The organism is Bradyrhizobium sp. Ash2021 (assembly GCF_031202265.1).
Classification (GTDB): domain Bacteria; phylum Pseudomonadota; class Alphaproteobacteria; order Rhizobiales; family Xanthobacteraceae; genus Bradyrhizobium.
The window spans coordinates 8,691,899-8,707,594 of sequence record NZ_CP100604.1 but is presented as its reverse complement, the minus strand read 5'-3'; the positions used below and the strand labels follow the sequence as shown (position 1 = coordinate 8,707,594).

16 protein-coding genes are annotated in these 15,696 nt (G+C 62.9%); 10 read left to right on the top strand and 6 right to left on the bottom strand.

The genetic code is table 11. From position 1 onward, the window contains the following. Nucleotides 1-26: 26 nt before the first annotated feature. The gene (locus NL528_RS41855) at nucleotides 27-1,283 is read left to right on the top strand and encodes an aminopeptidase (RefSeq protein ID WP_309180180.1); all 1,257 of its coding nucleotides are present in this window, start codon (nucleotides 27-29) and stop codon (nucleotides 1,281-1,283) included. A gap of 31 nt (nucleotides 1,284-1,314) precedes the next feature. On the opposite strand, the gene NL528_RS41850 is transcribed toward NL528_RS41855, so the two are convergent. Then, on the bottom strand, nucleotides 1,315-2,367 hold the full coding sequence (locus NL528_RS41850) for an amidohydrolase family protein (protein WP_309180179.1): 1,053 nt from the start codon (nucleotides 2,365-2,367) through the stop codon (nucleotides 1,315-1,317). On the opposite strand from NL528_RS41850, the gene NL528_RS41845 reads away from it, so the two are divergent. Further along, a complete protein-coding gene (locus tag NL528_RS41845) occupies nucleotides 2,354-2,509 on the top strand; it encodes a hypothetical protein (RefSeq protein ID WP_309180178.1) in 156 nt (51 codons plus the stop codon). The two genes, NL528_RS41850 and NL528_RS41845, sit on opposite strands and share 14 nt — an antisense overlap. A gap of 26 nt (nucleotides 2,510-2,535) precedes the next feature. On the opposite strand, the gene NL528_RS41840 is transcribed toward NL528_RS41845, so the two are convergent. Continuing rightward, a complete protein-coding gene (locus NL528_RS41840; protein ID WP_309185223.1) occupies nucleotides 2,536-3,351 on the bottom strand; it encodes an MBL fold metallo-hydrolase in 816 nt (271 codons plus the stop codon). A gap of 256 nt (nucleotides 3,352-3,607) precedes the next feature. Here NL528_RS41840 and NL528_RS41835 point away from each other — a divergent pair, with 256 nt between their 5' ends. Both NL528_RS41835 and NL528_RS41830 read left to right on the top strand, forming a co-directional pair. Beyond that, entirely contained in the window at nucleotides 3,608-4,492 is an 885-nt protein-coding gene (locus NL528_RS41835; protein ID WP_309185222.1) for an alpha/beta hydrolase, read from the top strand. Between the two features lie 3 nt (nucleotides 4,493-4,495). Further along, nucleotides 4,496-5,536: an alpha/beta hydrolase gene (locus NL528_RS41830; RefSeq protein ID WP_309180177.1), complete on the top strand. Its 1,041-nt coding sequence runs from the start codon at nucleotides 4,496-4,498 to the stop codon at nucleotides 5,534-5,536. A 15-nt stretch (nucleotides 5,537-5,551) separates the two neighbouring features. On the opposite strand, the gene NL528_RS41825 is transcribed toward NL528_RS41830, so the two are convergent. The 4 genes from NL528_RS41825 to NL528_RS41810 all read right to left on the bottom strand — a co-directional run bounded on the left by NL528_RS41825 (nucleotide 5,552) and on the right by NL528_RS41810 (nucleotide 8,532). After that, a complete protein-coding gene (locus NL528_RS41825; RefSeq protein WP_309180176.1) occupies nucleotides 5,552-5,947 on the bottom strand; it encodes a type II toxin-antitoxin system VapC family toxin in 396 nt (131 codons plus the stop codon). Next, a complete protein-coding gene (locus tag NL528_RS41820; protein WP_309180175.1) occupies nucleotides 5,944-6,198 on the bottom strand; it encodes an AbrB/MazE/SpoVT family DNA-binding domain-containing protein in 255 nt (84 codons plus the stop codon). Before NL528_RS41820 ends, NL528_RS41825 begins: the two co-directional genes overlap by 4 nt. Nucleotides 6,199-6,259: 61 nt before the next feature. Continuing rightward, on the bottom strand, nucleotides 6,260-7,783 hold the full coding sequence (locus NL528_RS41815; protein ID WP_309180174.1) for a permease: 1,524 nt from the start codon (nucleotides 7,781-7,783) through the stop codon (nucleotides 6,260-6,262). Further along, nucleotides 7,780-8,532 (bottom strand): ABC transporter ATP-binding protein, encoded by a 753-nt coding sequence (locus tag NL528_RS41810; RefSeq protein ID WP_309180172.1) that lies wholly within the window; start codon nucleotides 8,530-8,532, stop codon nucleotides 7,780-7,782. Before NL528_RS41810 ends, NL528_RS41815 begins: the two co-directional genes overlap by 4 nt. A 287-nt stretch (nucleotides 8,533-8,819) precedes the next feature. Here NL528_RS41810 and NL528_RS41805 point away from each other — a divergent pair, with 287 nt between their 5' ends. The 6 genes from NL528_RS41805 to NL528_RS41780 all read left to right on the top strand — a co-directional run bounded on the left by NL528_RS41805 (nucleotide 8,820) and on the right by NL528_RS41780 (nucleotide 15,617). Continuing rightward, on the top strand, nucleotides 8,820-9,695 hold the full coding sequence (locus NL528_RS41805) for a branched-chain amino acid ABC transporter permease (RefSeq protein WP_074278053.1): 876 nt from the start codon (nucleotides 8,820-8,822) through the stop codon (nucleotides 9,693-9,695). Between the two features lies 1 nt (nucleotide 9,696). Then, entirely contained in the window at nucleotides 9,697-10,848 is a 1,152-nt protein-coding gene (locus NL528_RS41800) for a branched-chain amino acid ABC transporter permease (protein WP_309180170.1), read from the top strand. Beyond that, nucleotides 10,845-11,603, top strand: coding sequence for an ABC transporter ATP-binding protein (locus NL528_RS41795; protein WP_309180169.1), 759 nt, complete (start codon nucleotides 10,845-10,847; stop codon nucleotides 11,601-11,603). The genes NL528_RS41800 and NL528_RS41795 overlap by 4 nt, the downstream gene beginning before the upstream one ends. A 10-nt stretch (nucleotides 11,604-11,613) precedes the next feature. After that, entirely contained in the window at nucleotides 11,614-12,393 is a 780-nt protein-coding gene (locus NL528_RS41790; RefSeq protein WP_309180168.1) for an ABC transporter ATP-binding protein, read from the top strand. Between the two features lie 91 nt (nucleotides 12,394-12,484). Then, the gene (locus NL528_RS41785; RefSeq protein WP_309180166.1) at nucleotides 12,485-14,323 is read left to right on the top strand and encodes an AMP-dependent synthetase/ligase; all 1,839 of its coding nucleotides are present in this window, start codon (nucleotides 12,485-12,487) and stop codon (nucleotides 14,321-14,323) included. 94 nt (nucleotides 14,324-14,417) lie between these two features. Continuing rightward, nucleotides 14,418-15,617 carry an ABC transporter substrate-binding protein gene (locus NL528_RS41780; RefSeq protein ID WP_309180165.1) on the top strand — a complete coding sequence of 400 codons (1,200 nt, stop codon included), beginning with the start codon at nucleotides 14,418-14,420 and terminating at the stop codon, nucleotides 15,615-15,617. The last annotated feature ends 79 nt before the right edge of the window (nucleotides 15,618-15,696 follow it).

Here is a 15,696-nt window from a genome sequence, read left to right as displayed (position 1 = left end):
AGCAGCGACTGTTTTGAGGACCCGCCATGACCGCACACCAACGCAACGTTTCCGCCTCGATCGACCCCGTCAAACTCGACCGCCTCGCCGAAGTCGCCGTCAAGGTCGGGTTGCGGCTGCAGCCGGGGCAGGACCTGCTGCTGACCGCGCCGGCAGTAGCACTGCCGCTGGTGCGCCGGATCGCCGAACACGCCTACAAGGCCGGTGCCGGCCTCGTCACCTCGTTCCTGTCCGACGAGGAGATCACGCTGTCGCGCTATCGCTACGGCCATGATGCCGGCTTCGATCGCGCCGCCGGCTGGCTCTATGAGGGTATGGCGAAGGCGTTCGCCGCCAACACTGCGCGGCTTGCGATCGTCGGCGACAATCCGATGCTGCTGTCGGGCGAGGATCCCGCCAAGGTGGCGCGCGCCAGCAAGGCCAATTCGATCGCCTATCAGCCGGCGCTGGAAAAAATCGTCAATTTCGAAACCAACTGGAACATCATCGCCTATCCGAGCCCGGCCTGGGCGAAACAGATGTTCCCTGATGATGCCGAGGATGTCGCGGTGGCAAAACTCGCCGACGCGATCTTTGCGGCCTCGCGCGTCGACAAGGACGGCGCCGTGGTGGCCTGGGAGAAGCACAACGCGGTGCTGCGCGAGCGGACCGAATGGCTGAACGGGCAGCGCTTCCACGCGCTGCAATATTCCGGCCCGGGTACCGACCTCACCATCGGCCTCGCCGACGGCCATGAATGGGAAGGCGGCGCCTCCACCGCCAAGAACGGCATCACCTGCAACGCCAATATCCCGACCGAGGAAGTCTTCACCACGCCGCATTGCCGGCGGGTGAGCGGCCATGTCGTCTCCTCCAAGCCGCTGTCCTATCAGGGCACCCTGATCGACAACATCGCGGTCAGGTTCGAGGACGGCCGCATCGTCGAAGCCAAGGCCTCGCGCGGCGAGGAAGTGCTGAAGAAAGTGCTCGATACCGATGAGGGCGCTGCGCGCCTCGGCGAAGTGGCGCTGGTGCCGCACTCCTCGCCGATCTCGAAAAGCGGGCTGCTGTTCTTCAACACGCTGTTCGACGAGAACGCGGCCTCGCACATCGCGCTCGGCCAGTGCTATTCGAAATGCTTCGTCGACGGCGGCAACCTGACCCCGCAACAGATCGCAGCACAGGGCGGCAACACGAGTCTCATCCATATCGACTGGATGATCGGCTCGGCCGAAACCGACATCGACGGCATTCACGCCGACGGCCGGCGCGTGCCGGTGTTCCGCAAGGGCGAGTGGGCGTGAGCGGGCGCTCACGCCGGCCGCTTCGCCGGCATCAGCCAAGCTTCAGCTTGTAATAATCCGTCGCTGTCTTCGAGAACAGCGCAGTCTTCTCGGCTTCGCTGTATTGCGCAGCGATACGCTTGAAGGCGTTGAAGATCACCTGATAGCTGCACTGGCCTTTGTCGGGCGGAAAATTACTCTCGAACATGCACCGGTCAGGGCCGAAGGCCTCGATGCAGGTCTCGATATAGGGCTGCCATGCCGCGGCGGCCTGCTCCGAGGACGGCGGTTTTGGCCGCAGGTGAAAGTCATAGCCGAGCAGGCACATCGCGAGCCCGCCGAGTTTGACCACGACATTCGGGCATTTGGCGATCTGCTGGATCGAGGCTTTCCAGACCGGGAAAGTCTCCTCGCGCTTGCCGGCATAGCGGCCGATGCCGATCGGGCCGCCGCAATGGTCGAGCACGATTTTGGTTTCCGGAAAGGCGCGCGCAAGATCGATGAGTTCGCCGATCTGCGGATGAAACAGCCAGGCGTCAAAACTCAAGCCCAGTGGCGCGAGACAGGCAAAACCCTTGCGGAAGGTGGGATCGAGCAACAGCCCTTTCGGCCGCGTCGCATACATGCCGGCGACATTGGGATCGGCATCCCAGGCGGAAGAATGCCGGATGCCGCGGAAGCGGCCGTTGCCGGCTGTGATCTCCGCCTCCAGCACGGGTTTAGCGCCGTCGCCGAGCATGAGATTGACGTGGCTGACGATGCCGGCGCAGATCGCGGCCTTGCCGTAGCCGCCGCTCGCGGCCATCGCCGCAACGCCGTTGGCAAATTCGACCTCGCCGACCGGACGAAACGCCTCCGGTCCGCCCGCGCGGTACATCGAGCGGCAATCGACATAGACGGTGGCGGTGATGTTGTGGCCCGACGCGATGTCGGCCGACATCTCCTCGATCATGTAGCGCAGCCCGCCACGGTCCCAGAGATGGTGATGCGGGTCGACGATCGGACGCTGGGGATCGATGATGTCTTCGGTGTATTGCGCAAGCCAGTCTTCGCGTGGATCGGCGTAGAGCCCGCTCTTCGAGGCGGGTGCAGTGCTGGCGGCCATCAATTTCGCTCCCTTTCTTTTCTTGTTTCCTGTCATTGCGAGCGCAGCGAAGCAATCCATTCTTTCTTTGCGCGGCGCGATGGATTGCTTCGCGGAGTTTATCATCGGGCGCGCGTTCGCGCGACCCGGTGGCTCGCAATGACGGTATTAACCCATGGGTCGCGCTTCTCAAACCCCGTCGAGAATGATCACCGTCGGCGTCGACGGCAGCGTGTCGCGTGAAATCCGTATGGTTCGTTCGCTGCGCTGATCGATCTCGAACTGCTGGCCGATCAGGCGCATGAATTCGTCGAGCGGGGTCGCGAAACGGTGCATCGGCAGCACCACCGAGGCGCGCAGCCGCCTGGTGATCTCGGAGACGCCGTCGAGCGACATGGTGTAGGTGCCGTCGATCGGCACCATCACGATGTCGAGCCGGCCGATCGCCGCGAAATGGGTTTCGTCGAGCTTGTGATGCAGGTGTCCGAGATGGCCGATGCAGAGGCCCGCGACCTCGAAGATGAAGATCGAGTTGCCGTCCTTGATCATCTCGCCGCTGGAATCTTCGCCAAAATAACGGCGGATATCGGTGGTGACGTTGCGGATATAGACGTCGCCGATGCGCATCGCGTAGTGCGCCGGCTGCCCGTCGTCGCCCCAGCCGTGCAGCACGTGTTGAATGTGCGGATCGGGAAACAGCGAGTAATGCGTGCTGTGGGCCCGGTTCATGGTGACGATGTCGGGCAGGCGGCCGGTCCGGTAGGCGCCGCTGTAGTCGGTCGCGATCCTGATGCCGCCGGGCGTTTCGATGTAATAGGTCGAATGGCCGGCATAGGTGATGGAAACTTCGTCAGCCCTGGCGGCGATGCGGCGAAGGCTGACGGGCGTCGCGCGCGGCGGGGCGTTCGCCATCGCCAGGCATTCGCTGCGCACTGGCTCTTCGGCGGCAGCCGGAACGATCAGCCGAAACAAAAGGGCGGAGACGACAGCGAAATAACGCATCATGGCGCGGCCCATCCAGACGGCGTCAGTGTATCGCCGGATTTTGCCGCCGTCATGTGCGCGACGCGAATTGCGGGGGCGGCCCATTTGCATTGCCGCTTCCCGAAATTCCATGCAAACGCAGCCTTGCGATGCTGCCGGCGCCGCCTCATTCTCCGCGCGGCCGTTTCCGTTGCCGATGGAGTTCAGATTGACCGAAAAAGCCCCTGCCCAGGCCGCAAGCCCTCCGCGCGCCCCTTCGTCGCGACGGCTGGAACCGCTGCATAATGTCGATGCCGGCGTGCTCGACATCGCCTATTACGAGGCCGGTCCTGCGAACGGGCCGGCCGTGATACTGATGCACGGCTTTCCCTATGACATTCACTCTTATGTGGATGTGGCCCCGCTGCTGGCGGCGCAGGGTTGCCGCGTCATCGTTCCCTATCTGCGCGGTTACGGTCCGACGAAATTCCGCGACAAGGCGACGCCGCGCTCAGGCGAACAGGCGTCGATCGGCGCGGACATGATGGCGTTGATGGATGCGCTTGGCATCAAGCGCGCGGTGTTCGCCGGCTATGACTGGGGCGGCCGTGCGGCCTGCGTCGGTGCGGCGCTATGGCCGGAGCGTTGCATCGGCCTGGTGTCGGTGAACAGCTATCTGATCCAGGACATTGCCAAAGCGATGGTGCCGGCGCGGCCGGAGCGCGAGGTGCCGCTCTGGTACCAATACTACTTCCAGCTCGAACGCGGCCGCGCGGGGCTTGCCGCCAACCGGCGCGGGATTGCGAAAATCTTGTGGAAGCAATGGTCGCCGAATTGGGATTTCGACGATGCTTGTTTCGAGCGCACGGCGGTGGCGCACGACAATCCTGACTATGTCGATGTCGTGATACATAGCTATCGCCACCGTTTCGGTCTCGCCGATGGCGATCCGCAATACGCGGAAGTGCAGCGCCGGCTCGCCGTGCAGCCGCCGATTACGGTGCCGACCATTACGCTGGATGGCGCCGGCGATGGCGTTGCGCCTGCGACCGACGGCAGCGCGAGCGCGCCGAAATTTACCGGCCGCCGGGTTCATCGCGTGATACCGCGCGCGGGCCACAATCTGCCGCAGGAAGAGCCCGAGGCGTTTGCGGCCGCGGTGATGGAGCTGATCAAGGCCTGAGCCATGCCGAATTCCATCGACCGCCAGCGTCGTTTCATTCTCGGCACCGCGCTGTCGGGCGTGGCGGCGATCGAACTGGCGCGAACCGGCAACGCCTTTGCGCAAGGTGGGCCGTCCGTTCCCGCGGCGCGCGCGCCGTCGTCGAAACGGCTGGAGCCGCTCCGCCACATTGATGCCGGCGTTCTCAACATCGCCTGTTATGAAGACGGACCCGCGACCGGGCCGGCCGCGATCCTCCTGCACGGCTTTCCCTACGATATTCACTCTTACGTCGACGTCGCCCCGCTGCTGGCAGCGCGGGGCTTTCGCGTCATCGTTCCCTATCTGCGCGGCTTTGGCGCAACCCGTTTTCGCGATCGCGCGACATTGCGCTCAGGCGAGCAGGCCGCGATCGGGGCCGATGTGGTCGCCTTGATGGATGCGCTTGGCATCAAGCGCGCCGTGATCGCCGGCCATAATTGGGGCGGACGCGCGGCATGCGTCGCCGCCGCGCTTTGGCCGGAGCGATGCGCCGGCCTGGTGACGGTGAACAGCTATCTGATCCAGGACCTTGCCCGCGCCATGGTGCCGATCGGCCCGGAATATGAAGCCGCACTCTGGTACGAATATTACTTTCAGATCGAACGCGGGCGGGCCGGGCTCACGGCCAACCGGCGCGAGATCGCCAGGATCTTATGGGAAGAGTGGTCGCCGGACTGGGAGTTCGACGACGCCACCTTCGATCGCTCCATGGCGGCGCACGACAATCCCGATTACGTCGATGTCGTGATCCACAGCTACCGGCATCGTTTTGGTCAAGCCGCCGGCGATCCGCAATACGCCGAGTTGCAGCGCCGGCTGGCTGTGCTGCCGCCGATCACGGTCCCCGCGGCTACATTGGATGGCGACGCGGACGGCGTTCTCCCCGCCGGTGACGGCCGCGCCAGCGCGTCAAAATTCACCGGCCGCCGCGTCCACCGAATCGTGCCCGGCGCCGGTCACAATGTCCCCCAGGAAGCGCCGGAAGCGTTTGCGGCGGCGGTGATGGAGGTGGTCAAGGCGTAGGACGGTCACGCCGCGCTAAGACAGCAGCCGTGCAGACTGGCCCTGTCCCACGATTAACTTGACAGCTCGCTTGTCGAAAGAGACGAAAGTGTCGGCACCGAGCCAGCTTCCTTCGTAGGCGATAACACCATCGGCAAAGTCGCCGCCTGCGTCGAGCAGCGCCAGTCCGGCTTCCGCTGCGGGCCGGTTCACCACGATGTTGGCCCCGTTAAGCAGACCTCGAAGCGTCCCTGCAATGTCGCTCGATTGGATCCTGTAACTTCGCAACACCCAGACCAGTTCACAAAGCGTAGGTATCGTCAGCGCAACGATGTCGGCTTTGCTCAAGGCAATCTGAGCTGCTCTACTCTGCTCGGGATCATCTTCGGTCAACGCCCGTACAAGCACGTTGGTATCGGCAGTGATCTTCATCGTTTGCCAGCCCAGCCTCGGGCGATGATCTCATTCATCTTCTCGATCGACAGGGGTCGGCCTTTTCTCTTCGCTTTCAAGCTGCCGAAAAGATCTGAAATTTTGCCTGTCGGCCGCGCCGCCTTTACCTCGATCCGGCCGTCAGGAAGCTTGCTTACGGTGATTTTCTCGCCGGGATGCACGCCCAGATGCTCCAGCACATCCTTGCGTAGCGTGACCTGGCCTTTGGCGGTAACAGTGAGTATGCCCATGACAAGCCTCCTGGTGACTAATGTAAGGCAAAATAGCCTTACCAACAAGAGGTGAACCGGCTCACGCCCGTCGCGGGCTGATCTTCCACGTCGCGGCCAAAATCCCTGCCGTCATCAGGCCGCTGACAACCGCTGCAATCGGCATCGAGAGCGCCAGTGCGCCGGTCGCGGCCCAGCCGATCGAGCAAAAGGCTTCCGCGAAGGTCGCCAGCCGCGACGAGGTCTGGCGGCGGCGGAACTGGCTGCGTTTGGCCTGGACCCGGAACCAGAGCTGGATCGCGGCGGCCGATATGGTCGCGATGATGACGCCAAGCGCGGTGACGGCGGCCTGCAGCGGCGAGGCAAATGCCAGCGCTGTTACCAGTGGCGCGAAGATGACGGCGATCACGATCAGGACCACCTCGATCTTGGCGCGAGTCACGCGCGAGGGCGGCATCGGGGCGGTCGAGACCAGGGCGGCGGCGTCTTCGCCCGAGATCGTCAGCCAGGCGAGACCACCGGCGAGCTGGCCTGCCGCCATTACGATGACCGGCGTGATCAGCACGATGGCGGCTGAAGTCTCGGAAAAGCTTCGCCACAGCATCAACGCCGGCGGCACCAGATAAAGCAGCTGCATCAGGCTCTGCGAAACCAGCCAGGGGTCGCGGCGCAGCAGCAGAAATTCCTTCCACCGCAGCGCCTGTTGCCGCGAGCCGGCGCGGAACGCGGTCACGCGCGTTCCCCGTTGCACCGTCGTTGCGGTGGCCGCGACGCGAACCACGGTGTCGGCAAACCTCGGCGACAGGACCGCCATGACGCCGCCGAGCAGCACGAGACTGGAGGCCAGCAGCAGCGCCAGCACCTCACCATTGCCAAGCGCTGCATGGGCAGGCCACCAGACCGGGCTGTCGAGATCGGGGGCAAAGGCCGTCGCGGCATCCGAGGTCAGAACCGCGAACCGCGACAAGGTGCCGTAGGAAAAGATCGCGGCAACCTGCAGCGCGATGACGAAACCGGCGCCGATCACCGCGGAGACGATCTGCGCGACGAGGCGGGTCCGGCTCGGGCCGATCAATCGAAACAGCAGGACCGTGATCACGATCGCCACCGCCGTGGCCGACACGCCGATCGCGATGACGACGCCGAAGGCCGACAGCCATCTGATGCCGCCGCCGATCACGAGAACATCGACGAAGGGTGTCGACAGCAGCAACGCCATCGCGGTGACCGATAACGTGATCGCCGCGATCCGGACCGAAAATATATTGGCCAGCCGAACCGGCGACGACATGATCAGATCGAGGTCGGCGCGGGCATAAAACACCCGCGTCACCGATTCGATCGCCTGCGACAGCATCAGAGCCCAGGCCAGGAAGATGGTCGCGGTGATGACGATCAGCTGCGATTTGTCGAGCGGAAGCTTCAGGTCGGCGAACCGGCCGATCACCGCATAGGCGGGCAGGTGCAAGATGGCGGCAAAGATAAGCAGGCCGATCGCGGCGCGCTTTCGCTTGCCGCGGCCGCCCGTCATCATCGCGAGCCATTCGCGCCATGCCAGCCGGATTTCGTGCCGGGCAAACCAGGTCAGATCGGCCGTCGAGCTCATGCGGCGGCAGCCTCGGTGTCGACCAGCGCGATGAACATGTCTTCGAGGCTGGTGTCGTTCTTGCCGTTCTGCTGGCGCAACTCGGCGAGCGTGCCTTCGGCGATCAGCCGGCCCGCGGCGATGACGCCGATCCGGTCGGCCATCCGTTCGGCGACTTCCAGAATATGCGTCGTCATGATCACGGTGGCGCCGGCGCGGACGCGCTCCTGCAGCAGTCCCTTGACGTGACGTGCCGACAACGCGTCGAGACCGGTGAGCGGCTCGTCCAGGATGATCAGCCGGGGGTCGTGGACCAGTGCGCCGGCCAGCGCAACTTTCTGGCGCATGCCCTTGGAAAATCCTTCGCAGCGCTCGTGCAGATGCGGCTCCAACCCGAGTGAGACCAGAAGATTGTGCGCGGAAGGTTCGGAGACCCTGGGGTCGATGCCCCACAGGCCGGCGACGAATTCGAGATATTCCAGCGGCGTCAGCTTGTCATAAATCATCGGCTCGTCCGACACCCAGGCCATGATCTGCTTGGCGGCGACGGGATCGTTCAAGGCATCGATGCCGAGAATGGAGACCGATCCGGCGTCGGGCCGCAGCAGGCCGGCCACCATACGCAGCGTCGTGGTCTTGCCGGCGCCGTTGGGCCCGAGCAGGGCGTAAAACTCGCCCGTGCGGACGGTGAGATCGAGCGCATCGACCGCGGGGCGGTCAAAACGCTTCGTTAACCCTCGCACCTGCAGCGCTGATACATCGGGTGTCATGATTTCGGGACAATCCAGTTTGCGTTGTCGCTTCCGGACCATGGACCGAAACCGTTTCGGCACGGTGAATCGCCGGCGGCAAATCGCGGCGATATTGGCGAATACCGCACCGCGGCCGCTTCTCCGCAATAGTGACTAGGTCCCGCAACCAGCGCTTTGTTGACAGGGATCGGCGCTTTTGGCTCAATTGGGCAGGACATATGCGGCTTTCAGCGCTTCCAAGGGCGCGGAAGCGGGATGCGAAACGGCGATCGTCAGAATCGCCGCGCATCCGGGGGAGGGAAGCGATGCTGGACTTCGTTCAGCAGCTCGTAAGTGGCATCGCGCTTGGCTGCGTTTACGGCCTGATCGCGCTTGGCTTTGTGCTCGTTTACAAGGCAACCGAGGTCGTCAATTTCGCCCAGGGCGATTTGATGATGCTGGGCGGCTTCTTCGCCTTCACCTTCATCGGCATCCTCGGCCTCAATTACTGGATCGGCTTTGCCGGTGCGGTCGCGGCGATGGCGCTATTCGGCATGCTCGCCGAACGCGTGGTGGTGCGGCCGATCCTCGGCTATCCGCAGTTCTCCATCATCATGGCGACGATCGGGCTCGGATATTTCCTGCGCTCCGTCGTCGGCATGATCTGGGGCACCGACGACTTCAAGATCGAGACGCCGTTCAGCCAGGGCGTGCTGCGGATCGGCTCGCTGGTGTTGGCCTACGACAAGCTTTCGGTGATCGCTGCGACCGTCATCCTGTGCGCGCTGCTCTATCTGTTCTTCAACCGGACCACGCTCGGCACCGCGATGCGCGCCAGTTCGGAGAACATGCTGGCGGCCTATTACATGGGCATCCCGGTCAAGCGCGTGGTGTCGATCGTCTGGGCGATATCGGCCGCGGTCGCCACCTGCGCAGGCGTGCTGCTGGCGCCGATCACCTTCATTCATTCCAATGTCGGGCTGGTGCTGGGGTTAAAGGCATTTCCGGCCGCGGTGCTCGGCGGCTTCGGCTCGATCCCGGGCGCGGTGGTCGGCGGCGTCTTGATCGGCGTGATCGAGAGCATGGCCGGCTTCTATCTGGCGCAGGGCTGGAAGGATGTCGCGCCCTACATCGTCCTGCTCGTGGTGCTGCTGCTCAAGCCCGAAGGCCTGTTCGGCGTTCACATGCGCAAGAAAGTTTAAGATGCGGTTCCTGTTCAAGACCGATTATGAAGACGACATCCGGCTGGTGCCGCACAGCGGGTATTTCGTCTCTTACGGCATCCTGCTCGCGCTGCTGGTGATCGCGCCGTTCGTGCTCTCCAGCTATATCATGAGCCAGCTGGTGTTCGTCTGCATCTACGCCACTGTCGGCGTCGGGCTGTTGATCCTCACCGGCTTTACCGGGCAGGCATCCTTGGGCCACGCCGCCTTTCTCGCCATCGGCGCCTATACGGCGGCGTATTTGCAGCAATTCAACGTTCCGTTTCCGGTCTATTTTCTCGCTGCCGGGCTGTTGACCGGCGTTGTCGGCGCGCTGGTCGGATTCCCGGCGTTGCGGCTGCAGGGCATCTATCTGGTGATCGCAACGATCTCCTTCGCCCTCATCGTCGAGGAGATTTTGGCGCGCTGGGAAAGCGTGACCAACGGCAACGAGGGCATGCGGGTCAAGACCATCCAGATGCTCGGCACATCCGTGCCGCGCGACAGTCCGGCCTTTTACTTCCTCTGTCTTGGCCTCCTGATCCTGACCATCGTCGGCACGCTCAATCTGCTGCGCTCGCCGACCGGCCGCGCCTTCGTCGCGATCCGCGACTCCGAGACGGCAGCGCGCAGCATGGGCATCAACGTCTCGCTCTACAAGGTCAAGTCGTTTGCGATCAGCGCCGCGATTACCGGATTTGCCGGCGTGCTGTTCGCCCACAAACTGTCCTTCATCAGCCCGGAAATGTTCACGCTGCAGCTCTCGATCGAGTTCATCATCGTGATCCTGATCGGCGGCACCTTCAGCCTGCACGGCGCGGTGCTCGGCGCGATCTTCCTGGTCATGATCGATCCGTTCCTGACTTACCTCAAGGACGATATGCCCGGCGTGATATCGGGCATGGCAGCGACGCTCGGCGCAGGCAAGGAAACTGCGGCGCATGTTCAGGACAAGGTCGCTGCCATTGCGTCCGCCAACGGCTTAAAGGGCGCGATCTACGGCATCATCATCGTGCTGTTTGTGCTGTTCGAGCCGCTCGGCCTCTACGGCCGCTGGTTGAAGATCAAGCTCTTCTTCCAGCTGTTCCCGCTCTACAAGCGCGCCACCTTCAAGCGGCAGAAGATCTACGTGAAATCGGAGCGGAACCGATGAGCTATTTTCGCGCCGAGAATCTGTCCCTGCATTTCGGCGGCCTGAAAGCGGTCGACGCCGTCAGTTTTGTGGTGGAGAAGGGCGAGATCCTCTCGATCATCGGGCCCAACGGCGCCGGAAAAAGTTCGATCTTCAATTTGATCTCGCGGATCTATCCGCCGACCTCGGGAAAGATCTTCTTCGAGGACCAGGATATCACCCAGCAGCCATCCTACGACATCGCAAGGCTGGGCATCGCCCGCACTTTCCAGAACATCGAACTGTTCGAGAATGCCACCGTGCTGTCCAACCTGCTGGTCGGCCGCCACCGCCACTCCACCACCCAACTCTGGCAGGAACTGCTGTTCCTGCCGAGCGTGCGCGCCAGCGAAAAAGCCCATCGCCGCCGGGTCGAGCAGGTGATCGAATTCCTCGATCTCGAACCCTACCGCGACAAGCTGATCTCCGGGCTGCCCTACGGCGTGCGCAAGGTGATCGAACTGGCGCGCGCGCTGTGTTCGGAGCCGAAACTGATCCTGCTCGACGAGCCGTCCTCCGGGCTCAATGTCGAGGAGACCGGCGACATGTCGTTCTGGATCCGCGACATGAAGACCGAGCTCGGCATCACCGTGCTGATGGTCGAGCACGACATGACGCTGGTGAACCGGGTGTCGGACCGCGTGATCGCGCTCAATTACGGCCGCGTGCTGGCGATGGGCTCGCCGGCCGAGGTGCAGCGCCATCCCGACGTCGTTGCCGCCTATCTCGGCGCATGAGGATGATGCCATGAGCACGCCGGACATCATCCTGAAGCTCAGCAACATCGAGAGTTACTACGGGCCGATCATGGCGATCCGCGGCATCAGCCTCGAGGTGCCGCGCGGGCAGATCGTCACCCTGCTGGGGGCCAATGGCGCCGGCAAGACCACGGTGCTGAAAACAATTTCTGGCATTCTCGATCCGCAAAAGGGCTCGATCGAATTCCTCGGCAAGCCGATCCAGCGCATGGAAGCCGACAAGATCGTGCGGCTGGGCCTCAGCCATGTGCCCGAAGGACGCGAAGTGTTTCCGTTCCTCTCGGTGCGCGAAAACCTGATGATGGGTGCCTATCCGCGCCGCGACCGCGACGGCGTCGCCGAGGATCTCGAACGTGTTTACGGCTATTTCCCGCGGCTGAAGGAGCGGCTCAACCAGCCGGCCGGCCAGCTCTCCGGCGGCGAGCAGCAGATGCTGGCGATCGGGCGCGCGCTGATGAACCGTCCGACGCTGTTGCTGCTGGACGAACCGTCGCTTGGGCTGTCGCCGATCCTGGTGAAGGAGATCTTCACCATCATCCGGCGGGTCAACGAGGAGCAGGGCATGTCGATCCTGCTGGTCGAGCAGAACGCCAAGGTTGCATTGGAGACAGCGCATTACGGTTACGTGCTGGAAATCGGCCGTGTCGTGATGAACGACAGCTGCGAGCGGCTGATGCATTCAAAGGACATCCAGGAGTTCTATCTGGGCGCCAAGGAAGAGGGCGCGCGGGGTGAGCGGCGCTGGAAAAAGAAGAAAACATGGCGCTGAGAGCGACTTGGCGTTAGGTTTAAGGCTGTGTTTCCGGGAAAAGACTGGCTCAAGCCGGCGTCCGGGCGGATCGGGAGAGGGAGAAACGAGCATGGCCGGACCGGCAGTGCTGACGGTTGCCGACACGATCGCGAAGAGTTTTCTGCTGGCCGCTGAAACGCGCGGCGACAAGCCCGCGATCCGGGAAAAGAAATTCGGCATCTGGCAGCCGACCAGCTGGCGGCAGTGGCTGCAGATATCCAGGGATATTGCCTACGGGTTGCACGCCATCGCCTTCCGCCCCGGCCACGTCGCCTCGATCATCGCCAATGCCGTGCCGGAATGGGTATTCGCCGACATGGGCATCCTCTGCGCCGGCGGCGTGTCTTCCGGTATCTACCCGACCGACTCGTCCGCGCAGATCGAATATCTCATAAACGATTCCGCTACCCGCGTCGTCTTCGCCGAAGACGAAGAGCAGCTCGACAAGCTCCTGAGCTGTCGCGCGCGTTGCCCGACGCTGGAAAAGATCGTCGTGTTCGACATGGAAGGGCTGAGCGGTTTTGTCGACCCGATGGTGATGTCGCTGGCCGAATTCATGGCGTTGGGGCGCAACCACGCCCAGGGCAATGAAGCAGTGTGGGATCAGATGGTCGCTAGCCGCAGCAGCGGCGATCTCGCCATCCTGGTCTATACCTCCGGCACCACAGGTCCGCCCAAGGGTGCGATGCATTCCAACCGCAGCGTGACGCATCAGATGCGCCACGCCAACGATCTGTTTCCGTCCACCGATAGCGAAGAGCGGCTGGTGTTCCTGCCGCTGTGCCACGTCGCCGAGCGGGTCGGCGGGTACTACATCTCGCTGGCGCTGGGATCGGTGATGAATTTCGCCGAAAGCCCGGAAACGGTGCCCGACAATCTGCGCGAGGTGCAGCCGACTGCGTTTCTCGCGGTGCCGCGGATCTGGGAGAAATTCTATTCGGGGATCACGATCGCGCTGAAGGACGCGACCCCGTTCCAGAACTGGATGTACCGCCGCGCGCTCGCGATCGGCAATCGCATGACCGAATGCAGGCTGCAGGGCGAAACCCCGCCATTGTCGCTGAAGCTTGCCAACCACGCCGCCTACTGGCTGGTGTTCCGCAACATCCGCCGCATGCTCGGGCTCGATCGCTGCCGGATCGCCTTCACCGGCGCAGCGCCGATCGCGCCGGACCTGATCCGCTGGTATCTCGCGCTCGGCATCGACATGCGCGAGGTCTACGGCCAGACCGAGAATTGCGGCGTCGCCACCATGATGCCGTCGGACCGCATCAAGCTCGGGTCGGTCGGCAAGGCCGCCCCCTGGGGCGAGGTGATGATTTGCCCGAAGGGTGAAATCCTGATCAAGGGCGATTTCCTGTTCATGGGTTACCTCAACCAGCCGGAAAAGACCGCGGAGACCATCGACGCCAAGGGCTGGTTGCACACCGGCGACGTTGGCTCGATCGACAATGAAGGTTTCGTCAAGATCACCGACCGGATGAAGGACATCATCATCACCTCGGGCGGCAAGAACATCACGCCATCCGAGATCGAGAACCAGCTCAAATTCTCGCCCTACGTCTCGGACGCCGTTGTGATCGGCGACAAGCGGCCGTACCTGACCTGCCTCGTCATGATCGATCAGGAGAATGTCGAAAAATTCGCGCAGGACCACGACATTCCCTTCACCAATTATGCGAGCCTGTGCCGTGCCACGGAGATCCAGGATCTGATCCAGCGCGAGATCGAGGCGGTCAACGCCAATTTCGCCCGCGTCGAAACCATCAAGAAATTCTTCCTGATCGAGCGTCAATTGACGCCCGAGGACGAGGAACTGACGCCGACCATGAAGCTGAAGCGCAGTTTCGTGAACAGGCGTTACGCCGCCGAGATCGACGCCATGTATGGCGAACGGGCGGTGGCGTAAAGGCCGTCAGGACCTTTGGAGCGACGCATCGAAAGCGGCGAAGGACAACAAGGCCCCACCCTTCGCTCAACACGGGCCAACCAGGAGGATTGAAATGTCGAAATCGTTATGGGCGTTGTGCCTTGCGGCGAGCGCGCTGGCGCTGACCGGTCTGCCGGCCGCGGCCCAAACCAAGGTCACCAATGAAGGCATCTCGGCGACCGAGATCGTGATCGGCACCCATCAGGATCTGTCCGGGCCGATCAAGGTCTGGGGCGTTCCGGTTTCCAACGGCATGAAGATGGCGGTCGAGGAGATCAATGCGAGCGGCGGCATCAACGGCCGCAAGATCAAGATGATCCTCGAGGACAGCGGCTACGATCCCAAGAAGGCGGTGCTGGCGTCGCAAAAAATGATCGAGCGCGACAAGGTTTTCGCCATGGTCGGGCCGATGGGCTCGCCGACCGTGCTGGCTGCGCAGGATATCCTGTTTGACGCCGGCGTGCTGCAACTGTTCCCGCTGACGGCGGCCGAATTCACCTTCAAGTTCGATCCGGCCAAGCCGCAGGAGCGGTTGAAGTTCAACAATCTGCTGCCCTATGTCGAGAGCACGCGCGCCGCGCTCAAATACATGATGGAGGCGAAGAGCTTCAAAAAGCCCTGCATCATGCACCAGGACGACGAGTACGGCAAAAACGTGCTCGACGGCTTCACGCAGCAGCTCGACGCGATGAAGGTGCCGGCGGCCTCGGTGACGACCTACAAGCGCGGCGCGTCCGATTTCAGCGCCCAGGTCGCCAAGATGAAGTCCGACGGCTGCGATCTCGTCGTGCTCGGCACCGTGATCCGCGAGACCATCGGCGCGATGAGCGAAGCCAGGAAGCTCGGCTGGGACGTCACCTTCCTCGGCGCCACGCCGACCAACGTGCTTGACGTGCCGGCGCTCGGCAAGGACGCGGTCGAAGGCCTCTACGCCGCCGCCGCTTTCGAGATTCCCTACGAGGATACGGCCAAGGGCAAGGTCAAGGAGTGGCTGGCCAACTACAAGAAGATGTTCGGCACCGACGCCAATACCCAGGCGATCATCGGCTACAACGCGGTAACGACGTTCGCGTTTTACGCGAACAAGGCGGGCAAGGATCTGACGGGTCAGAAAATGCTCGACGCGCTGGAATCCGGTGACAAGTTCCTGGATATCTTCAATTCGCCGCCGACGATCTTCTCCAAGACCAACCATCTCGCCAGCACCATCACCCAGGTCCAGCAGATCAAGAACGGCCGCTGGGTGCTGATGCAGGACAATTTGATGTTCTGAGGAGACTGCTCAGAACGATGTACCTCGTCATTGCGAGCGAAGCGAAGCAATCCATCTTGCGCCGGAAAGAAAGAATGGA

What these genes read in the sequence shown, in the direction of transcription:
- NL528_RS41855 (WP_309180180.1), top strand. Translation starts at nt 27, where the DNA reads ATGACCGCACACCAACGCAACGTTTCCGCCTCGATCGACCCCGTCAAA.
- NL528_RS41815 (WP_309180174.1), bottom strand. Translation starts at nt 7,783, where the DNA reads ATGAGCTCGACGGCCGATCTGACCTGGTTTGCCCGGCACGAAATCCGG.
- NL528_RS41780 (WP_309180165.1), top strand. Translation starts at nt 14,418, where the DNA reads ATGTCGAAATCGTTATGGGCGTTGTGCCTTGCGGCGAGCGCGCTGGCG.
- NL528_RS41825 (WP_309180176.1), bottom strand. Translation starts at nt 5,947, where the DNA reads ATGAAGATCACTGCCGATACCAACGTGCTTGTACGGGCGTTGACCGAA.
- NL528_RS41790 (WP_309180168.1), top strand. Translation starts at nt 11,614, where the DNA reads ATGAGCACGCCGGACATCATCCTGAAGCTCAGCAACATCGAGAGTTAC.
- NL528_RS41800 (WP_309180170.1), top strand. Translation starts at nt 9,697, where the DNA reads ATGCGGTTCCTGTTCAAGACCGATTATGAAGACGACATCCGGCTGGTG.
- NL528_RS41795 (WP_309180169.1), top strand. Translation starts at nt 10,845, where the DNA reads ATGAGCTATTTTCGCGCCGAGAATCTGTCCCTGCATTTCGGCGGCCTG.
- NL528_RS41810 (WP_309180172.1), bottom strand. Translation starts at nt 8,532, where the DNA reads ATGACACCCGATGTATCAGCGCTGCAGGTGCGAGGGTTAACGAAGCGT.
- NL528_RS41785 (WP_309180166.1), top strand. Translation starts at nt 12,485, where the DNA reads ATGGCCGGACCGGCAGTGCTGACGGTTGCCGACACGATCGCGAAGAGT.
- NL528_RS41830 (WP_309180177.1), top strand. Translation starts at nt 4,496, where the DNA reads ATGCCGAATTCCATCGACCGCCAGCGTCGTTTCATTCTCGGCACCGCG.
- NL528_RS41805 (WP_074278053.1), top strand. Translation starts at nt 8,820, where the DNA reads ATGCTGGACTTCGTTCAGCAGCTCGTAAGTGGCATCGCGCTTGGCTGC.
- NL528_RS41820 (WP_309180175.1), bottom strand. Translation starts at nt 6,198, where the DNA reads ATGGGCATACTCACTGTTACCGCCAAAGGCCAGGTCACGCTACGCAAG.
- NL528_RS41840 (WP_309185223.1), bottom strand. Translation starts at nt 3,351, where the DNA reads ATGATGCGTTATTTCGCTGTCGTCTCCGCCCTTTTGTTTCGGCTGATC.
- NL528_RS41850 (WP_309180179.1), bottom strand. Translation starts at nt 2,367, where the DNA reads ATGGCCGCCAGCACTGCACCCGCCTCGAAGAGCGGGCTCTACGCCGAT.